1 protein-coding gene is annotated in these 1,251 nt (G+C 59.9%); it reads left to right on the top strand.

Annotated features, from left to right (window positions below; all coding sequences use genetic code 11):
- Positions 1-47 precede the first annotated feature (47 nt).
- A protein-coding gene (locus CRO06_RS19755; RefSeq protein ID WP_097059223.1) for an IS3 family transposase occupies positions 48-1,237 on the top strand; the annotation gives its coding sequence in 2 pieces (ribosomal slippage) (positions 48-339 and positions 339-1,237; 1,191 coding nt in all).
- Positions 1,238-1,251 lie beyond the last annotated feature (14 nt).

Here is a 1,251-nt window from a genome sequence, read left to right as displayed (position 1 = left end):
TGGAGTGGCCCCAAAAAAGTAGACACCTTCATTGACGAGGAAGGTGTATGCAATTTCGCAGCAAGCGTCGGTTTAGTGACGCGTTCAAACGCGAGGCCGTTGAGGCCTCGCTGTCCAGCCCACAGACACAAAAGCAGATCGCTGCCAAACTAGGGGTTCATCCGACCTTACTGAGCCGCTGGCGGCAGGAGTGGATTGTGGGTAAGTCATCCTCCAAGAAACCGGTCCGTAATGCGGGTCCGACCAAGAGCCTCGAGGAGCTGGAGCGGGAAAATGCCCGCCTGAAGAAACAGCTGAAACGAGCTGAGATGGAGAGGGACATCCTAAAAAAGGCGGACGAGTACTTCGCCAAGCTCCAGAAATGAGGTTCGCCTTCATTGACGGGCACCGTCAATCCTGGCCGATTACGGTGTTGTGTGAAGTACTCGAGGTCTCCCGGGCGGGGTATTACCGGTGGCGCCACGCCGCCTGCCGGCCCAGCGCCCGGCGCCAACGTTGGCGGACCTTGCAGACGTTCCTACTGGAGCAGGCCAGGCAACAGGATGGGGTGCCGGGCTACCGCAAGCTGTGGCGGGACGCACAGGTGGCGGGCTTTGCCTGCGGCAAGAATCAGGTTCAACGGCTACTACGGGCCTGTGGGTATCGGTCTTGCGTGGCGACAAAGCCGGGGCATCGGCGCCCCAGCAGCGGGTTGCCGGTGCTACCGAACCTGCTGAACCGTCAGTTCAACGTCGCTCAACCCAACCGGGTATGGGTATCGGATATTACCCAACTGCAGTGTCAGGAGGGTTGGCTGTATGTGGCGGTGATATTGGACCTATGCACCCGTCAGGTGGTGGGTCGAGCGCTGGGGCGGGTCAACGACTCGGGTCTGGTGCTGCGTGCCCTGGAGCAGGCCTGGGCGCGCCGTCAGCCCCGAGGAAAAGAGCTGTTGTTCCACTCGGATCAAGGGGTTCAATATCGCAACGAGGCGGTAATGGGCTGGCTCAATGACCGGGATGTCACGATCAGCATGTCGCGCCCTGGCAACTGCTGGGATAACGCCTGTGCGGAGAGCTTCTTCGCCTTGTTGAAGAAGGAGTGGACCAAGCGCCTAGGGCGGATCGGCCGGGACGAAATGGCCGATGAAATTCAGTACTATACGGACCACTTCTACCCCAAAGTACGACGCCACATGACGCTGGGAGGGCTCACCCCCAACGCCTATGCGGCTACTTTACAGTCCGTGTCTACTTAAATGGGGCCAGTCCA

It is taken from the genome of Alloalcanivorax xenomutans (assembly GCF_900217905.1).
In the GTDB taxonomy this organism is placed as follows: Bacteria; Pseudomonadota; Gammaproteobacteria; order Pseudomonadales; family Alcanivoracaceae; genus Alloalcanivorax; species Alloalcanivorax xenomutans.
The sequence above is the reverse complement of the archived record's forward strand: the minus strand, read 5'-3'. Positions and strand labels throughout refer to the sequence as shown.